Source organism: Acidovorax sp. sif0632 (genome assembly GCF_019218805.1).
Taxonomy (GTDB): domain Bacteria; phylum Pseudomonadota; class Gammaproteobacteria; order Burkholderiales; family Burkholderiaceae_C; genus Acidovorax; species Acidovorax facilis.
This window is the reverse complement of record NZ_JAHUWW010000003.1, coordinates 328,025-344,038: the sequence shown is the minus strand read 5'-3', so window position 1 is coordinate 344,038 and position 16,014 is coordinate 328,025. Positions and strand designations below refer to the sequence as shown.

Sequence of the window (16,014 nt, the reverse complement as noted above, 5' to 3'; positions counted from 1 at the left end):
GTACCGGGTTCTGCGCGTACTGCAGTTTCAGCGTTCGAGCCGGTCGCGTTTTTCCTGCACCTTGCTCCAGGTTTCGGCGTCGCGCAGCGCGGGTTGGGTCCGGGTGATCGGTTTCCACGTCTGGGCCAGTTCGGCGTTGAGCGGTATGAAGTCGCGCTGGTCTTGGGCACGTCTTCTTCGGCGTAGATCGCCGCCACAGGACATTCGGGCACGCAGACCGCACAGTCGATGCACTCGTCCGGGTTGATCACCAGAAAGTTCGGCCCTTCGCAAAATGCGTCCACCGGGCAAACGTCAACGCAGTCGGTGTACTTGCAGCGGATGCAGGCTTCGGTGACCACGAAGGTCATGGCAATGCCTCCCGGTCAGCCGCCGCAGGCGCCGCAGCAGGAGTCCACCCCATGCACAGGCTTGCTGTCTGCGGGTTTGGCGATCTCCACGCGCCATTGCTCAGGCCCGTTCTCCAGCGCGGTCCAGCTGAAGGCACCGTAGAGACCGCTGTCGAACTGACCGCGCAGCGGCAGCGGATTGTGGTCGTTGATGAGCTCCAGCGCCGCGCCGGGAGGCAGGGCCATGAAAGTGGTGAACACCAGCGAATGGCGGTCGCGCGGCGCGATGCTGCGCAGGTCCACGGTGGCGGAAGGAGTGTGGGGAGTGTTCATCGAAATGTCCTGAGGTTGGGGGAAAAGGATTCGGCTTCGGAAAGCCGAGCGGGATGAGAAACTGGCTCAGCCATCCTTGCCGTCAAAGCGTGTCTTGAGCAGCCAGGGGGTGTAGATGAAGAGGTAGATCGCAAAGGCCGTCGCCCAGCCGGATGCAGACAGCACCAGGGCCAGCGGCAGCCAGGACGGCATGGCCAGCGGCAGCAGCACGCGTATGGCAGCTGCCAGCATGACCAGTACGTACGCTGCAATCTCAGCGCGCGAAACCTGCAGCGCGCGCCCGGTGTGGCCACGGGCGGTGCGGGTCATCATGCCGATGATGAGTCCGCCGGTGGCGCCGATCGCCAGGGCATGCACGCCCGCCGACATGCTCAGCGCGCCGAAACGGGCCGCCGCCAGCAATGCCAGACCCAGGGGAATCCACGCATACGAAAGGTGCAGTATCCACAGGATCGGGCGGTGGCGCGTGATCGCAGGCTGCCATTGCAGCAGCCGCCCGACCTGAGCCAGCGCTGCAAGCACCAATGTAAAACCACCGAACATGTTCCAGCCGGCCTCTGTTGGGGCAAACACCCACAGCAGCAAGGCCAGCGCTGTCAGCGCCAGCGCGGCGCGTTCCACCGGCGCGCGCACCTGGAGTTTCAGACCCGGGGTTGCGCTCATGGTGAACGCCGGGATCACCCGGCCCGCAATCACGCATTCGATCATCACGATCAGGGCCAGGGCCGCATACAACGGGGCCAGCGGGGAGACATCCAGAACGCCCACCAGACTGAGGTGAAAAACACCGTTGGCCAGGGCGAGTAGCATCAGCATCGCGGCGAGCGGCAGGTTGCGCCGGTTGCGCGCGCGCAGGAGGAGGCGGGTGAGCACCGCTGCCACCAGCGGCAGCAGCGCCAGGTCCAGCACGGCGAACAACGTGTAGGGCCCCGCCACGGCCGCCACCCGCCCCGCAAGCCACAGCACTGCAAGGGCGCCCAACGCAGCGCCGCGCGGCGTGCCCAGTCCTGTCCAGGCTCTGACCGCAGTCAGCAGAAAGCCCAGGATGACCGCGACCGCAAAGCCAAACAGCATTTCGTGCGCATGCCACAGCAGGGGTGGCAGCGCCATGGCCAGATTCCATTGGCCCAGGTACACGGCCACCCATAGCGGAATGGAAAGCAGCGCGAACGCCGCTGCCCCCACGTAGAAGGGCCTGAACCCCAGTCTCAGCAGCGGCCAGCCCGAAAGCTGTGGCGCTGCGGTGGGCTCGATGGGCGAAGCGTGCAAGGGCGGACTGGACATGATGGCTGGGCAATGCAGGTTGGATGGATCCTGCAAAAACCTTGTAAGAGGTATTTGAAATGAATCTTATATCCAAAGCGGCTTTAAACGAATATAGTAAATGCATCTTTAGGGGCATCCATGCGACTTGCGGAGTACACCGACTACACACTGCGCGTTTTGATGTACTGCGCGGCCCGCCCGCAGCAGCTGGTGACCATCAGCGAGCTTGCCCAGCACCACGGGGTGTCCAGAAACCATTTGATGAAGATCGTCAACGACCTGGCTCGACAGGGTGTGCTGGCGACCACGCGCGGGCGGGGCGGCGGCCTGCGGTTGCTCAAGGACCCGGCCGAGCTGCGCATCGGTGATGTGGTGCGCGCCTCTGAAACCGATTTCCGGCTGGTCGAGTGTTTCGACCCTGACTCCAACCAGTGCACGCTGTCGCCGACCTGCCGCTTGAAGGGGGTGTTCAACGCTGCGCTTGGGGCCTACTTCAGGGAACTCGACGGCATGACGCTCGCCGACCTCGTTGCGCCCGTGTCGGCCAGCGTGGTGATCACGACCAACCTGGACTTCGCCGAAGGTCGACGGTGTTCGGCGACGCGAAGATGACGACCGCCATGCTCGGCCGCCTCACGCACCACTGTCACATCGTGGAGACAGGCAACGAGAGCGACCGGTTCCTGCACAGCAGCGCCACGGCGAAGAAGCGCATCAAGGCCAGAGAGCGGACCCGCAAAACAGGCACCAAGGCCGATCCAACAGACACCGCTGATTGACGGTCGCCGCGCGTGGCAAGGCGCTATGGGCTTCGCCCTTCGCGCCTTATGAGTTCGATCACAGAAGCGAAAGGAGGTCACAGAACAAGGCAAGACATACACTAATCCACAGCCGACCATCACAGCGTCGGCTTTCACCCCTGGCTCACGATTCAAGTGGCGCACCGCGGCTACGGCGGCTCCCACCAGGAAGTCTTCAAGCGCTCAGCGCCGCCTCAATTCGGCCGCCGCCGCTGCACACGAGCCGCACCCGCCAACGCCATAAGGGTCGTCAAGACCAACAATGCCATTTCTGACAATGTGGGGATGGCTGCCGCGCCCACACCGCCGGGGCCGGGCGCTGCCAGCACGCCCACCTGGCCAGGGTCCACAATTCGGCCATTGGGCGTGCCGTCATCGTCGCCCTGGCCGCCGTCCGCCAGCACCAGCGTGGCCGTAGTGGCGCCCGCCACCGCCGTGGCGCCGCCATAGGGCGCCCAGGCGCCGCCCGAGAGCTTCCAGTACTGCACGCCCTGCGGCAGTGGGCCGGGATAGGTGATGGTGACGGCCACGTTTGACTGATTGCAGCCCGCGAGCACGAAGTCCAGCAACCCGTACGGGAACTGCACGTTGGCGGGCGGCGCGGTGCTGGCACTGCCGGCATGCAGCAACTGCACGCGCTCGAAGGCGCAGATAGCGCCGCCGCCCGATACCGCAACGCCCACCGTGCCGCTGCCGGTGAGCGACGGCGCAGAGAACGCCTTGCTGTCCGCCAGCGGCGTGACCGGAGGCGCCACCGCCGGAGCACCAGGCCCCGCGCTGTTCTCAGCCCGCACACTGAAGGTGTAGGTCGCCCCGTTGGTCAGGCCCGGCACGGTGCAACTGGTGGCGGGCCACGCGGCCGTGCAGCCTGCGGTGCCCGGGGCCGTCACGCCGTACTGAGTGATACCGCCGCCCGTTTCAATGGGAGCCGTCCAGCTCACCACAGCTTGGCCGTTGCCCGGCATGGCCGTGGCGGCCGGGGGGGCACCCGGAACCCCAGAAGCGATCTGCACGCCTTGCGTGGCCTGCGGCGCGGCGGCCCAGTTCGCGTCCGCCGCCTGGTTGGCGGCAATGGTGCAGGTGCCCGCGCTCACCATTGCCAACGTGCTGCCCGACACGGTGCACACGCCCGTGGTCAGGCTGGTGTAGATCACCGCAGCGCTGGAGCGGCCCGTTGCCGCCGGGCTGATGGCGAAGCTGCCGCCCAGGGCAAAAGCCTGGTTCGCCTGTGCCGGGAAGGTGATGGCGTTCACGCCCGGGGCGATGGCGACGTTTTGCGTGGCCTGGGGAGCAGCGGCCCAGGCTGCGTCGCCCGCCTGGTTGGCCGAGAGGATGCAGGTGCCCGCGCCTGTCATGGTAACGGTGCTGCCCAGCACCGTGCACACGCCCACAGTCTGGCTGCCGTAAGTCACCGCTTGGGCGGACGTGGCGCTGGCGCCAGGGTTGATGGCGAAAGTGCCATGGGGCACATAGGTCTGGCCCGCTTGTGCGGGGAAGTTGATGGCCTGTGTGCCCTGCAGCCACACGGCATTGCTGGCAGCCGAGACCGCGCCCTGCCCCACGCCATTGGTGGCCTGCACGGTAAAGCTGTACTGCGCCGCATTGGCCAGGCCCGAGAGGGCGCAGGGTGACGCCGTGCAGGCCGGGCCAGTGCCAGCGGGTGTCACGGTGTAGCTTGTGATAGCGCTGCCGTTGTGGATGGGTGGAGTCCAGGTCAGCGTGACCTGGCCGCTGCCGGGCGCGCCGGGGCTGGCAGTGATAGCCGTGGGGGCACCCGGCAGTCCTGCGGGCGTCACCGGTGCAGAGGCGGCGGATGCGCTGCCAATGCCCACGCCATTGGTCGCCGTCACCGTGAAGGTATAGGCCGTCCCATTGGTCAGGCCGGTGACGGTGCAAATCGTGCCCGTCGCAGGGCTGGGCGTGCATTGCTTGCTGCCGTCTTCCACGGCGGTCACGGTGTAGTTGGTGATAGCGCTGCCGTTGTCCGCAGGCGCGCTCCAGCTCACGGTGGCCTGGCCGTTGCCCGCTGTGGCGGATACGCCCGTAGGAGCAGCGGGCGGCGCCTGCCGCGTAACCGCCACGGTATAGGTTTGTGAGGAGGTGCCGTCGCCAGACACCACCACCACGGTCAAGGTATTGACGCCCGAGTTCAGCGCGAGCAGCGCCGATGCGCTGCCCGATGCCACCGCGGCGCCATTGACGAGCATGGAGGCATCGCCGCTCCATGCAGTGGGAATGAGTGCGGCGCTTGCGGTGCCGCTCGCAACCGTCGCGGCGTAACCCAGGGTATCGCGGCTGAAAGCAGGGGACAGTGCGATGGGTCCGCCCCCTGCTTCCAACACGAGGCCCCTCAGGCGCGTCTCGCTGGAAAGGGCGCCATTGGTGCTCTTGAATGCCCCGGCGTCCGAGGTACCAACGTACAGCGTTGCGGGCGCCGTTGGATCCAAAACCAAGGCAAGCGTCTGATTGCTCGTCAGCCCGCTGCTGGCCGCAGACCAGCTTGCCCCTCCGTCGGTGCTCTTGAACACCCCGGCGGTGAAGGTGGCGGCATACAAGGTCACCGGCGTGGTGGGTGCAACCGCCAGGGCCTGCACCCCACTGCTCGCCATCGCCCCCCCCGCCACCGACCAGTTTGCACCGCCATTGGTGCTCTTGAACACCCGGCCATCATAGGTGCCGGCGTACAGGGTGCCAGGCGTCACGGGGTCCAGGGCGAGGGACAAGGCTGCACCCGTGAGCCCGCTGTTGAACTCCACCCAGACCCCGCCGCCGTTAGTACTCTTGTACACCCGATCATTCACGACGCCGTAGAGGGTGCCGGGCACGGCAGGGTCCACGAGCAAAAGACGCACATTCACATAGGAACCATTAGGCAGCCCGAGGTTTAGCTGCACCCAGCTTGCGCCCCCATCGATGCTCTTGTACACCCCGCCACCGTAGCCATCGGTGCCCGCATACAGCGTTGTGGGCGTGGAGGGATCTACCACCAGGGACCACACGATATTGTTCGTCAAACCGCTGCTGGCAGCGGCCCAGCTTGCGCCCCCGTTAGTGCTCTTGAACACCCCGCCTCCCGGTGAACCCACGTACACCGTGGAAGGCGCGACAGGGTCTATGGCCAGCGGCCATGCGAAAGCCCCGCCAAGCCCATTGCCGGCGAAGGACCAGTTGGCGCCACCATCGGTGCTCTTGGCCACTCCGTCGGCACCTCGGCTGGCATACAGCGTCGTGGGCGTAGTGGGGTGGATGGCCAGCCCGCGCACAAGGGTACCCGCCAGCCCCGCTGGCTGCCACGCATTGGCCGCCCAAGCCGTCGAAAGACCAAGGGCCTGCAAGAGCAGACCCAGGGCCAGCAGCCAGCGCAGCAGCCACGGCGCAGCGAATTTCACTTGTTTTTTGCCTTCGGCGCTTGCCAGATGTGCGGTAGCAGCAGTTCTCATTTTTTTAAGGTTCGTGAATCATCGATCGATAGAAGCGAATCAGGTTTAAGCGCCGCGTCGCCGGGCCTGTGTCCCCCACCCGGCGGCCGCGCAAAAGGGATTTGGTTCCAAGACGAGACAAGGCTGGGAGCGGCGTTCAAATGAGGGCTCTCGCGGCCGCTAGTTGTGCATTGCGGTGGAGGAAACACAACACGCTAAGAACGATCACGAGGTACAAGCGATACAAGTTGGATCTAGTCGTCATCGTGGCATTGCGTTTCTCGGTCGAACACGCTAGGCGTCAACAGTTCGTCTGCCGCGGCTTCTTGCTCTTTGCCTTCTCCCCAAGCGTAATGAGAGGGGAAAACCAATTCAATCACCCGTCTATGGGATTCCGGCCTGGGAAGTAATCCGGTAGCGCGGCAACTCGCCGCGATTTTGGGGGCTAGCTGCTCTGACCGAGACCAGCTTGTCGTGGGAGTAACGATGGTCTGAATGTCGTTACGCTGCTTAGCATGAAGGCAAAAGGGCCACGACACGCTACGGCGAAAAGGCAATACCACCGAGCCTCACGATTGCGTTACGGATAGATACATTTAACATATAGGACCGAAGTCCCCCTGCTCACTGCAATGAAGACCGTTCTCTCGGAATACAGCAAGCTCCTCCTGAACATCTACCGGCTGGCCCAGGATCTCCCAGTTCACGAATTCCAGGACGGAATACTCTGCGCCCTAAAGACCTATTTGCCTTTCGATTCATCTATGTGGGGCACGGCGCGGATGACCAACACCGGCATCGACATTCATAGCCTGCACCTGCACAACACTACGCAGGCGATGATCGACGCCTACGAAAAGGTTAAGCACTTGGACAAGGCGGCTATGCAAGTGACGGCTCGGCCCACCGCGACCATCGGCTTCAACACAGCAGAGGATTTTTCGGAAGAGGAGATAGAGCCCTACAAAAAATTCCTTCATGAATACCATCATGAGAATTTTTTCATCACATCGGAAATCAACCCGATCTCGCGGTTTGCTCATTGGGTGTCGCTCTACCGCTTCGACAAGAACCAACTCTGTACACCGGAAGAAACGGAACTGTTGTCCTGCTTGGCACCGCACCTGATGCAGGCCCTGGCCATCAATCGGCGGGTGCATCTGGACCGACTAACCGGCGACGCCGCCCGCGAGAAGTGGGCCGTAGCCATTGCAGACAGTCGCGGTGTGCTCTACCACGCAGACCGGCGTTTCCTTGAGTTGGTTCACCAGGAGTGGCCAGTGGAAGATGAGGAGCGTCTTCCCAGCCCTCTGCATAACTGCCTGATGGAAGGTTGCAACCAAGTGAGCGGCACACACATCATCCTGCGCCGCAACCTGGAGCGTGGCTTACTGTATTTGAAGGCGCGACAGCGCGAAGCTGTGGATGAGTTGAGCACACGCGAGTTCTTAGTGGCACGGCTGCTGGTGAGCGGGCTCACGCAAAAGCAGGTTGCAGCCAAACTGGAGCGATCACCAGAAACGATACGCAGCCAGGTGAAGGCGATCTTCGACAAACTCGGCATCAACAGCGTGGCGATGTTGGGGCCGTTGCTGGTGCTGCGAGAGTGACTGCCCCACTTGGAATTTGGCGAATGCCCTTTCGCATTGCACCTTCACTCTTGCGTCATATTCACGCACTCCGTAGAGGGATCTGACCGTCAATATGCAGCCGCATCTCGCCCTGTCCGCGCCTCGCGGTGTGGCCCTTGTACGGCCCTTGGCATGCGACCCGCGATAGCTACCGCCCTTTGCCAAAACTCGGTATTAAATGTCGTAGGGCGTACGGCTCCTGATGTGTGCAGAGAATGCCGTGAGGACTTGTAGGCGGTTGGTGGGCTCTAGAAGGGAAAACCATCCTTCCGCGGTGTTTTCGATTTCTTCTTCGGCGTAGCCCAGCCGCATCTTCCATTGCTGCCAGATCAGGGCCAACCCGATTGCGATGTCGCAGTCCCACACGTCGCCCGTGGACGCCGCGAGTCTGAAGCGCAACTCGCTGTGACGCAGCGCCTCCAGCGTTTGCCGCTGCGGCAGCGCCAGCTTTGCGCCCCCAAGGCGCGACGCACGGCCGGGGCATCCTTGCACGCAGGGCGGGTCAATTGAGCTGACTCGGTATTCATCGGCCGCCGGTTCGCAACCAGCCAACAGGCTACTTCACACTCAGTTCAAACTAGGCTCATTTTCTGCACACGAAAGGCTTCTACTATGCCTTTCATGCCGAATCTCAAGCCGCTATCTTGTGTCCAATCTGCACTGGCTATGTCTGGTGCCGTCGTGTATGCCAATGCCACCCTGTGGGTTGTGCTTAGTGCGAATCAAGAAATGGGAATTTATCCTGCGGACGCTGATTCGATAGGCATACCTATCGGTTTCGCGTTAGTGGACTCAATGTTCGTCCTACTTTTTGGAGTCTCGGGATCCCTGTTGCCCCAACGGCGGATTGGATGGCGCATTGCAAACTGCATATTGCTGGTAGTCGCTTGCTTACTTGGCACCGCGTTGGCCAATAGTTGGTTCTATCCCAATCACTATCTGGCAGGATCAGCGTTTCTTCTTGTACCCATAGTGTGCGTGCTAACACTTTGGAAACCATCAAAAACGGCACATTCTGGGTAGTACAACTTGCCTTCCCCGTCAATGGCCGCTAGTGGCGCCGAACGTCGGTTCTGCAGCGTTCGCCGCCATTCGCGCTCCTATCGCCAGATCACGCTTTGCTTTCAGGAGCGGTCATCCAGAAGATATCGCCAACCTCACTAAAGGGCCGGTTTCAAGTATCTAACATCGGTAGCTGGCAGTATTTTCAGGTAACTGAAGGGGCCGCCCAGCCCTTTCGCGAATAGGTGATCCCGCCCAATGTCTACCGGTTGTAGGTATGAATAGCCCGCACTAGTGTTTAACGTGAGGAGCGCTGTCCGCCAGTGAGGGGTCAAGTCTCAGCATGCCTTTGTTTGATGCATTCGTGCGAATGCTCGTTTTACCGACAGCAAGAAATAGGGCGCTCCGTACTGCGTCTCAGGAGACGGCTCCCGACGAACCAAGCGCGGCCTGGCGCTTGCCAAATCTCTCTGGATGTCCCAGTAGATCGTATTGACAACTCCGCTCCTATCGATGCCTACGACATGAAGGGCTTCACCTTTAATGGGCATTTTGCGCATTGGCAACTCAAAGCGGCGCGCCAGGTCTCGTATCCATATCTCCGATACCCAAATCAGTGTTGCTGGACGCAGGGACTCCACTCGATCAGCAACGGTACGCCAATAAATGAACTTCGTTGCTTGGTCATCTGGGATCATGCCTCCATAGTCCACAGGCTGGCCAGCCTCGTCATACATCCACATCATTGGCACGTGGTTCCCAAACTGCTGAAACGTACCTTCGGCCATCTTGGCGTGAAATTCAAGCTGAGCGTTTAGCCCCGGAAGTCCCTTGCTTGGGTCGCGCTCTCCTGCTAGCTCTTGCAGCCATTGAGGAGGGGAGTAGTCCGGCATTCGGCGTACCACATGGTTTGCCATCCGAGACGGCTTGCGATCCCTGAATTTTACGTAGCGGACTTGACGCTCTTGCTCACGAACTTCACGGATGTCGTTGACTTCCGGGATTTCACAAGGTAACGAGTGTCCTAGGTAGGAAGCGAGTGAGACCGCCAAGGCGCGCTGACGCCCATAGATGTAAGTCAGCGCACCCAGCAACTCTCTACCGGGCAATGTATTGGCAACCCACCTTCGGCGGATTCTCAGTACCGATGAGTCTGACACGCCCGTAGGCAAATTTTTCTCGGCGTACCTTAGCAGGTGCCGAACAGTAGCCCCAATGAGCTCATGACGACCACACAAGATGGAGATGTCCTGGTCTTCATCGTGAGTGAAGATTAGTGTCACAGCCAACTCGCTTTCGAGGTCAAGATCACCGACCTTCTCAATGTGGTTTCGCGAGTCTCTTCCCCAAGCCATAACCTTGTCGCCGGCCCATAGTTCGATTACATGCGCCGCGTACCATGCATCAAAGTCAGGGATCAGTGCCTTGTCTTTTTGAATCAGGAAGTTGACCGTCCTAGATGTAGTCAGGAACTGATTGCAGTTCAAGCGGAATCGATCCGGTTCAAAGTAGGTGGCGGCACACTGGCGCAGAAGTTGCGCTACATCGGAAAGCCGTTTTTCCCAGCGACGCATCTTTCAGCTCCGTTTGTGGCGCATGGACTTCTTATGAGACCAAACGTAAAGGTGTTGCAGAGGTAGTGGTGCCTGCATATTCGTTGAAGGCTAGCATCCCGGCACGTTATCCGAGTCGTATCAAAGTAGCGCGACTAGCTGCTCGCACAAGGACCTGGAAGAGTCGAATGGGATGGTGCTCCTTACGCAGTATCGCCACAAGGAGGCATGCTAGATAGTGCCAGCAAGTCGCATCGTCCGGGGCGTGGGCTTTGAGCACCAGATGCCTGAAGCGATCGGCGACGGGTGGGTGAGTTCCAGCGACGGCATTCGCCATGCCCTTGCTCTCTGCCATTCCGATCGAAAATGCGGCGCAGGACAAGGCGACAATGCGCTTACTCTTGGTCTGTAGCAGATCATCCCCGCTGCTGTTGCAGTATTCGCTGACCTTCGCGGTGAGGAACTCCCGGCTGAAGACGTCGCATTGGCGTTTTTCCTCCAGTCGGTCGGCCGGTGTATCTCCCTGCGCAAAGAACTGAACGTGACGCAGTTCATGAAAGAAGCTGGCTGCAGCGGCCATGCAAGCTAGGTCGAAGCAAGCCTTGTCTGTTGATTTCCACGCAGAAGTGACCCACTGGGGGTGCGGACGAAAACTTGGACTACTAGAAGGTAGTTCATGTATTCCTACGAAGACCGAATCCGAGCCGTTGAGCTCTACATCAAGCTCGGCAAACGCACCAGCTCGACCATCCTGAGAATCTGACGGCGCTACGCGCCCTGGGCCGACACACGTCGTGCCGGACTAGTCGCCGCACTTCTGTCATTCACCTCCACGACTGTGAAATGCAAGTTGCCCCTCAAGCCGGCACCCCCTATGCCATGGCCCGCAGTCAGGCGGCGATAGCGGTGCCTGGCTTTCGATTGCCAAACATCCTCAAAGCAAATGAAGGCGAAGAGCCAACAATGGCTTGCTCTAAGTCCGGTCTGCATCACAGACAAGGCATGACCCCGATTTGGCCGCTGACCCTATTTTTCCTCCCTGCGCAGAGGAGTCCTAGTCAAGGACAGCAAAGGGCCTAGGTCGGGACTCTGCTGAAACACCCTACGACAAGAAGCTTCCCCCTGTCGCCTCATTAGTCGTCCTCGAAACCCAGGTCATCCTCTGACCTTTCCGCCGCGTACAGACGGTGCAGTTCCACCCGACCCAACACTTGCGGATGGCCGTTGGCGAATGCGAGCTTCTCGGGTGAATCAAAGCCCCGACGGACCGCCGCAGCGAGGCTCTGCACAACCTGAGAAGCCTCAGGGTCGCCATCCGACGTGAGGTCCATGTCCATGACCATTCGTGCTACTACGCCAGCAATAAAGGACAAGCCACGCACGACGAACGTCGAGGCCAACTCACGCGCACGCGGGCAAATCGCCTTTGTCGGTGCCTTCGCATCTGGATCGCCCTTCAGGATGCGCTCGATGGCATTGAGAGGCTCGCCATGTAGCCAGGCCATCACAGCAGGCTCGATAGCCACCAGCGTCGACTTCTTGAGCTTGCTAGTAGTAGCTGCGCCTGTTGCCTTGAGCGCGGCCTCCCGCACACCAGCCAGAAGGTGATCACGGGCAGCTACGTCCTCTTGCAGCCACCCGAAGATGAAGTGCACCCAACCGACCACCGACGTCGGTAGGTCCTCAGCCGCCGCTTCCAGCTTATTGCGGAGGCGCTCCAGCAGGTCCAGCGGTAGTCCGGTCTTAGACGCCAGTCCTACCACCACAGACTCCCATTCGGCCTCTGCTGCTTCCTGGACCTCAGTCCACAAGCCCAGGACCTTTTCCAGGTAGGCATCTTCTTGCCTACGCTGGCCGGCCTTGTAAGCTCCAAAACTCCGCGCCATGAGCGCATCCATCTGGCTTGGATCTCCGTCGACCCCAGCCAGCGTCGCCAAGCGATTGACGGTATACCGTACCTCCGTGTCCTCGGTCTCGCCTTCAGCGATGCGGTCCAGGATGCGTTCAAGAGGATCGGTGATGGTTACGCACCGATCGTCCTCCGGAAGGACCGAACTCAACTTCGCCAACAGCCGGGAGTCATCGAGCGCGGCGTTGCGGAAGGTCACCAACGGCTCCGGCACCAGGAGGACAACCCCGTTGGCCAGATGGCCTGCACGTCCAGCGCGCGCTGCCGCGTTTAACAGCTCATGGGCCTGAAGGTCCTCTCTACCGTTCCCCTCTTCGGCTGCCCGCTTATCGCCGGCGAGCACCGCGATCTGCGCCGGCAGGTTCAAGCCCTGCGCCAGGGTCGGCGTCGCGACGATGGCCATCGCTCCATCGGAACGCTTGTACAGCTGCTCGGACAGCATGCGCTCAATACGCAGCATCGCGGCGTTGTGGGGCACCGCACCGAAGGCGCCATTTCCGAAAACCGAGTGCTTGGCATGTCCCAGCTCGGTCTGGATCGTGGACCACAGGGCGGCCTCTCTCTCGTTGAGTACAACGTCCAGCGCGAGTTGCTTTGCGATATCTCTGGCGGTGCTGACCGATACTGGCTTGGTGTTGACAAAGATGATGGACTTCGCGCCTGTACCTGCGGCCGCCACAGCAATGCGGGCGGCAGTCTCATTAGCATTAGGCAGCGCGACAACACCACCATTGCTGAGCCTTCCAGAGAGCGCAAATGTATCGTTGGACAAGGCGGTCAAGACACGCGCATCGGGTACGGCCGCCCAATTGTGGCGCAATCCCCAAACCACAAAAGGCTGCGCCGTCAGGGCACGTCTCGCTGCAGCGCGCAGCCCCGCCGCGGGCTCTTCCGCATCTTCGTCCATCGCCAACTGGATAGCCTGGGACGCGGCTTCCACCGTGCTGATATCGCTGCGTCGGTACACGACAACACCGCGGGCTTGGCGGCTCGGTTTCCATAGCAACTCCACAACGGCACAGTCGCGTCCCGTCAAGGATGTAATCCAGGCACCGAACTCCTGCGCATTCTTCAGCATGGCCGATAGGAAAAGTAGGTCGGCGTCGGGGGCTTGCGTACAGAACTCCAGCAGACACAACATCCCGTCCAGTGCGCGCCCTATCTTGTGCGTCTGCGGGCTCAACAAGTGGCACTCGTCGAAAACCAACAGCCCGACGTCGCAGAAAGAATCAGGCGAATACGACAGCATCGCCAGGCACTGCTCAGGGGTCATCACCTCGATGTTTTGCAGTGCGCTGCCTTCCAGCAATAGCGAATCGAACTCCCCGGATACCTGCATGCCGAACCTGTCGGCCGGGAAGAGGCCCTGGAGGTCATCTGTAACCTGTTCCGCAAGGGCATGAGTCGGGGCCAGGAAGATCACCTTCTTGCCGCTGGCAAGAGTGCTGGCGATCTTCAGAGTAGATACTGTGGTTTTGCCTGCGCCCGTGGGAAGCACGAGCACCGCGTTGCGGCCAACCTGGTGAAAATCCTCGGCGATGGCCTCTCGGTGGTTTTGCCAAACATAGGGATTGCTCTTCGCCCTGAACCGCAACCAGCCCTTCCAAAAATCTTCATCAGACCCTGTTGGCGGAGGTAGCCGAGTCAGAGAGGCATCCGCGAGCCCACCGCTGGCAGCCAACAGAAGTGCGGCGAGCTGCGCTGGCCCGGGGTAGGACGTACGAAGCACACCGGCAAGTCCCTTCCAGCTCGTTTCATTGCCAGAAAGCTGGAGCACCTGCTTAAAGTTTCGCTGCGCCTGCCGCCGGTGCCCAATGGGGCCGTCGACAGGTTCAGACAATACATAACGTGCCAAGTGCTCGATGCCGTCGGCCAGCGTGGCGGCTAGCCGGTTGAAGGCGCGTTCCTCGATGCGCCCTTCCCGCGTAGGCCTGGCGCCCCCCGGCCGTGACGATCGGCGGAGGATGGCCTCCACCCGGCCGCACACCAGATCACGGACATGCAATGCCAAACGCCTGACTTCAGCACTGCCTGTTCCGGTATTAATCAACCCGCCGGCCTCGTAGGCATCGGCATACTGCTCGGCAATAAAGAACAGTAGCGCTGCGGACAGTGTGGCGCTAACTTGGTCGCGGCCGACTGCGGCCATGGGATTTCCCTCCGGCGCTGTAAGCTCGGACTCCCGCGCTAGGATTTGTTGCGCGGTGCCTGCCACAAAAGCGGCTGGACGGCGCACCTCCGGGTCATCGCTCACCGTCGCCATGATTTCGTAGACGTCCGCCACGCGCTCAAGCGGCCAGTCTGTGCCTTCATCGTCATCCCACTGGGAACCACGCAAGCGGCGCGCTACCAGCTGGGCGTAGTGGCGGGTGAGCAGCTGCGGGAGCTGCGCCGGATTCAGGCCGGGAACCGCTGGCGCGGCTTCCAGGAGTTCGGCGGTCTGTACATCAAACACTCTTGACCTTCCCGCTTTTGATTGCCGCGATCACAGCGTCCGCCAACTGTTGAAACCATGTGCGCAGGTCCCCGCTCATTACGAAGGTGGCACCTATTCGCTGAGACTGCTCGATACCTGCCAGTCCGTTGTAGTCCTTAAACAGCTTGACCCGCTTTGCCGGGGTAACGATGGTGGCGTCCACTGTCAAGGCTGCACGGTAGCGGCGGCGGCCTAGCTCCATTACTCTTTGGGCTGCAATCAATGCCTCCGTGTCGTTGGTGAACTTGGACTTGATGATGTCCACCGCCGTCGCGAGCAACTCGCGTCCACGCACCTGGTTTCCGTGGTGCTCCGTGAATGTAGGCATCACCTCGTCCCGAAATTTATTCCGTGGGTAGTCCGTGCACTTGTCTTCGCAGATCGTCACCGTCTTGATTTGTGCCTTCATCGGTTCAAGCTCAACTACCAATCCGTCGAGACCTTGCGAAGTAGCACTTATGTGGGGATCTTTCTGGAAGATTCGGTCGTTTGCTCCTTGGCGTGTTGCGATCCAAGAAATGCACTCGAAGAGAAAACCGTCACGGTGGGCGCGCGCCGCTTTTTCTTGCTCTGGATTCAGGCCCGACTTGATGGTTAGTTGTTCACACGCAGCCTCGTTTAATTGCGGAATCGAAATCGCTGGTGCATTTTTCTCAAGCTGATCCAGGATCCGCGCGGCATGTACGACCTGACCGACTGCTATAACGGCCACAATCTTCGCCAGTTCCTGAAAGTCCGCCACCTCCCAATTCAGGCCAGACACATCCTTGTCGATCTCGACCGGACTCGATTTAATCAAGGCGTGCTCCCATTACGATTATTTTTCGCACATGCATCCGGTTAGACAACGTTGCATCCGGGGACGAAAGTCTAACGTGGCTTTCGCAAGGGACTGCGTGCTAAGGAAGGTCTGCGCAATGCACCTTGGGATGCTGGCGTACTCGTCCGGGATCCGCTCGTGGAACAAGTCCGACATCGAATTCGCGAAGTAGGTCTTCGGCTTGCGTCGCTTTATGGCTCGCGCTCGCGCCTTTTGGTCGGGCGCTTGCCCTGGGGCGGCCCTGAACGTACGCTAGCGTTTGAGCGGGAGCAAGGACCGCTTCGGGCGCAAAGCACAAGTTCGCGAGTCGCGCGACCTGCCGTTCGCGCGGTCTAGCGACGAGCTGTCGCTGATTGACCGGTTCCGGGGATACGGCAGACCAACGCGTTCATCGGGCATGAATGGCGGGTTTCGCAAATCGCTGTCATTCAGTCCTGAAATCTCAAGGTCAGCAACCAGCCTGATTCAGACGTTGA

11 protein-coding genes and 1 pseudogene are annotated in these 16,014 nt (G+C 60.9%); 3 read left to right on the top strand and 9 right to left on the bottom strand.

Annotated features, from left to right (window positions below; genetic code table 11):
* Nucleotides 1-27: 27 nt before the first annotated feature.
* From fdxA to KW832_RS11485, 3 genes and pseudogenes are all read right to left on the bottom strand, one after another.
* Nucleotides 28-350: pseudogene (gene fdxA, locus KW832_RS11495) on the bottom strand (ferredoxin FdxA).
* Nucleotides 351-365: 15 nt separating this feature from the next.
* Complete coding sequence (locus KW832_RS11490; protein ID WP_218299988.1) at nt 366-662, bottom strand: DUF2249 domain-containing protein; 297 nt, start codon at nt 660-662, stop codon at nt 366-368.
* 66 nt (nt 663-728) lie between these two features.
* A complete protein-coding gene (locus KW832_RS11485) occupies nt 729-1,946 on the bottom strand; it encodes an NnrS family protein (protein WP_218299987.1) in 1,218 nt (405 codons plus the stop codon).
* A gap of 120 nt (nt 1,947-2,066) precedes the next feature.
* On the opposite strand from KW832_RS11485, the gene KW832_RS11480 reads away from it, so the two are divergent.
* Both KW832_RS11480 and KW832_RS11475 read left to right on the top strand, forming a co-directional pair.
* Nucleotides 2,067-2,540 carry an Rrf2 family transcriptional regulator gene (locus KW832_RS11480; RefSeq protein ID WP_304505079.1) on the top strand — a complete coding sequence of 158 codons (474 nt, stop codon included), beginning with the start codon at nt 2,067-2,069 and terminating at the stop codon, nt 2,538-2,540.
* Nucleotides 2,537-2,707 carry an ATP-binding protein gene (locus tag KW832_RS11475; protein WP_304505078.1) on the top strand — a complete coding sequence of 57 codons (171 nt, stop codon included), beginning with the start codon at nt 2,537-2,539 and terminating at the stop codon, nt 2,705-2,707. The genes KW832_RS11480 and KW832_RS11475 overlap by 4 nt, the downstream gene beginning before the upstream one ends.
* 215 nt (nt 2,708-2,922) lie before the next feature.
* Here KW832_RS11475 and KW832_RS11470 read toward each other — a convergent pair whose 3' ends face one another.
* Nucleotides 2,923-6,117 (bottom strand): IPTL-CTERM sorting domain-containing protein, encoded by a 3,195-nt coding sequence (locus KW832_RS11470; protein ID WP_218299986.1) that lies wholly within the window; start codon nt 6,115-6,117, stop codon nt 2,923-2,925.
* Nucleotides 6,118-6,779: 662 nt separating this feature from the next.
* Here KW832_RS11470 and KW832_RS11465 point away from each other — a divergent pair.
* Nucleotides 6,780-7,757 carry a LuxR C-terminal-related transcriptional regulator gene (locus tag KW832_RS11465; RefSeq protein WP_218299985.1) on the top strand — a complete coding sequence of 326 codons (978 nt, stop codon included), beginning with the start codon at nt 6,780-6,782 and terminating at the stop codon, nt 7,755-7,757.
* Nucleotides 7,758-7,952: 195 nt separating this feature from the next.
* On the opposite strand, the gene KW832_RS25920 is transcribed toward KW832_RS11465, so the two are convergent.
* The 5 genes from KW832_RS25920 to KW832_RS11440 all read right to left on the bottom strand — a co-directional run bounded on the left by KW832_RS25920 (nt 7,953) and on the right by KW832_RS11440 (nt 15,517).
* Nucleotides 7,953-8,270: a PAS domain-containing protein gene (locus tag KW832_RS25920; protein WP_218299984.1), complete on the bottom strand. Its 318-nt coding sequence runs from the start codon at nt 8,268-8,270 to the stop codon at nt 7,953-7,955.
* Between the two features lie 848 nt (nt 8,271-9,118).
* A complete protein-coding gene (locus KW832_RS11455; protein WP_218299983.1) occupies nt 9,119-10,354 on the bottom strand; it encodes a hypothetical protein in 1,236 nt (411 codons plus the stop codon).
* A gap of 106 nt (nt 10,355-10,460) precedes the next feature.
* Nucleotides 10,461-10,913, bottom strand: a complete 453-nt coding sequence (locus KW832_RS11450; RefSeq protein WP_370628683.1) for a hypothetical protein — start codon at nt 10,911-10,913, stop codon at nt 10,461-10,463.
* 553 nt (nt 10,914-11,466) lie between these two features.
* Entirely contained in the window at nt 11,467-14,697 is a 3,231-nt protein-coding gene (locus tag KW832_RS11445; RefSeq protein WP_218299982.1) for a DEAD/DEAH box helicase, read from the bottom strand.
* Nucleotides 14,690-15,517 carry a hypothetical protein gene (locus tag KW832_RS11440; RefSeq protein ID WP_218299981.1) on the bottom strand — a complete coding sequence of 276 codons (828 nt, stop codon included), beginning with the start codon at nt 15,515-15,517 and terminating at the stop codon, nt 14,690-14,692. The genes KW832_RS11445 and KW832_RS11440 overlap by 8 nt, the downstream gene beginning before the upstream one ends.
* Nucleotides 15,518-16,014 lie beyond the last annotated feature (497 nt).

Excerpts from the sequence above, each read along its gene's own strand:
- KW832_RS11450 (WP_370628683.1), bottom strand. The coding sequence starts at position 10,913 with ATGGCCGCTGCAGCCAGCTTCTTTCATGAACTGCGTCACGTTCAGTTC.
- KW832_RS11475 (WP_304505078.1), top strand. The coding sequence starts at position 2,537 with ATGACGACCGCCATGCTCGGCCGCCTCACGCACCACTGTCACATCGTG.
- KW832_RS11465 (WP_218299985.1), top strand. The coding sequence starts at position 6,780 with ATGAAGACCGTTCTCTCGGAATACAGCAAGCTCCTCCTGAACATCTAC.
- KW832_RS11485 (WP_218299987.1), bottom strand. The coding sequence starts at position 1,946 with ATGTCCAGTCCGCCCTTGCACGCTTCGCCCATCGAGCCCACCGCAGCG.
- KW832_RS11480 (WP_304505079.1), top strand. The coding sequence starts at position 2,067 with ATGCGACTTGCGGAGTACACCGACTACACACTGCGCGTTTTGATGTAC.
- KW832_RS11490 (WP_218299988.1), bottom strand. The coding sequence starts at position 662 with ATGAACACTCCCCACACTCCTTCCGCCACCGTGGACCTGCGCAGCATC.
- KW832_RS11455 (WP_218299983.1), bottom strand. The coding sequence starts at position 10,354 with ATGCGTCGCTGGGAAAAACGGCTTTCCGATGTAGCGCAACTTCTGCGC.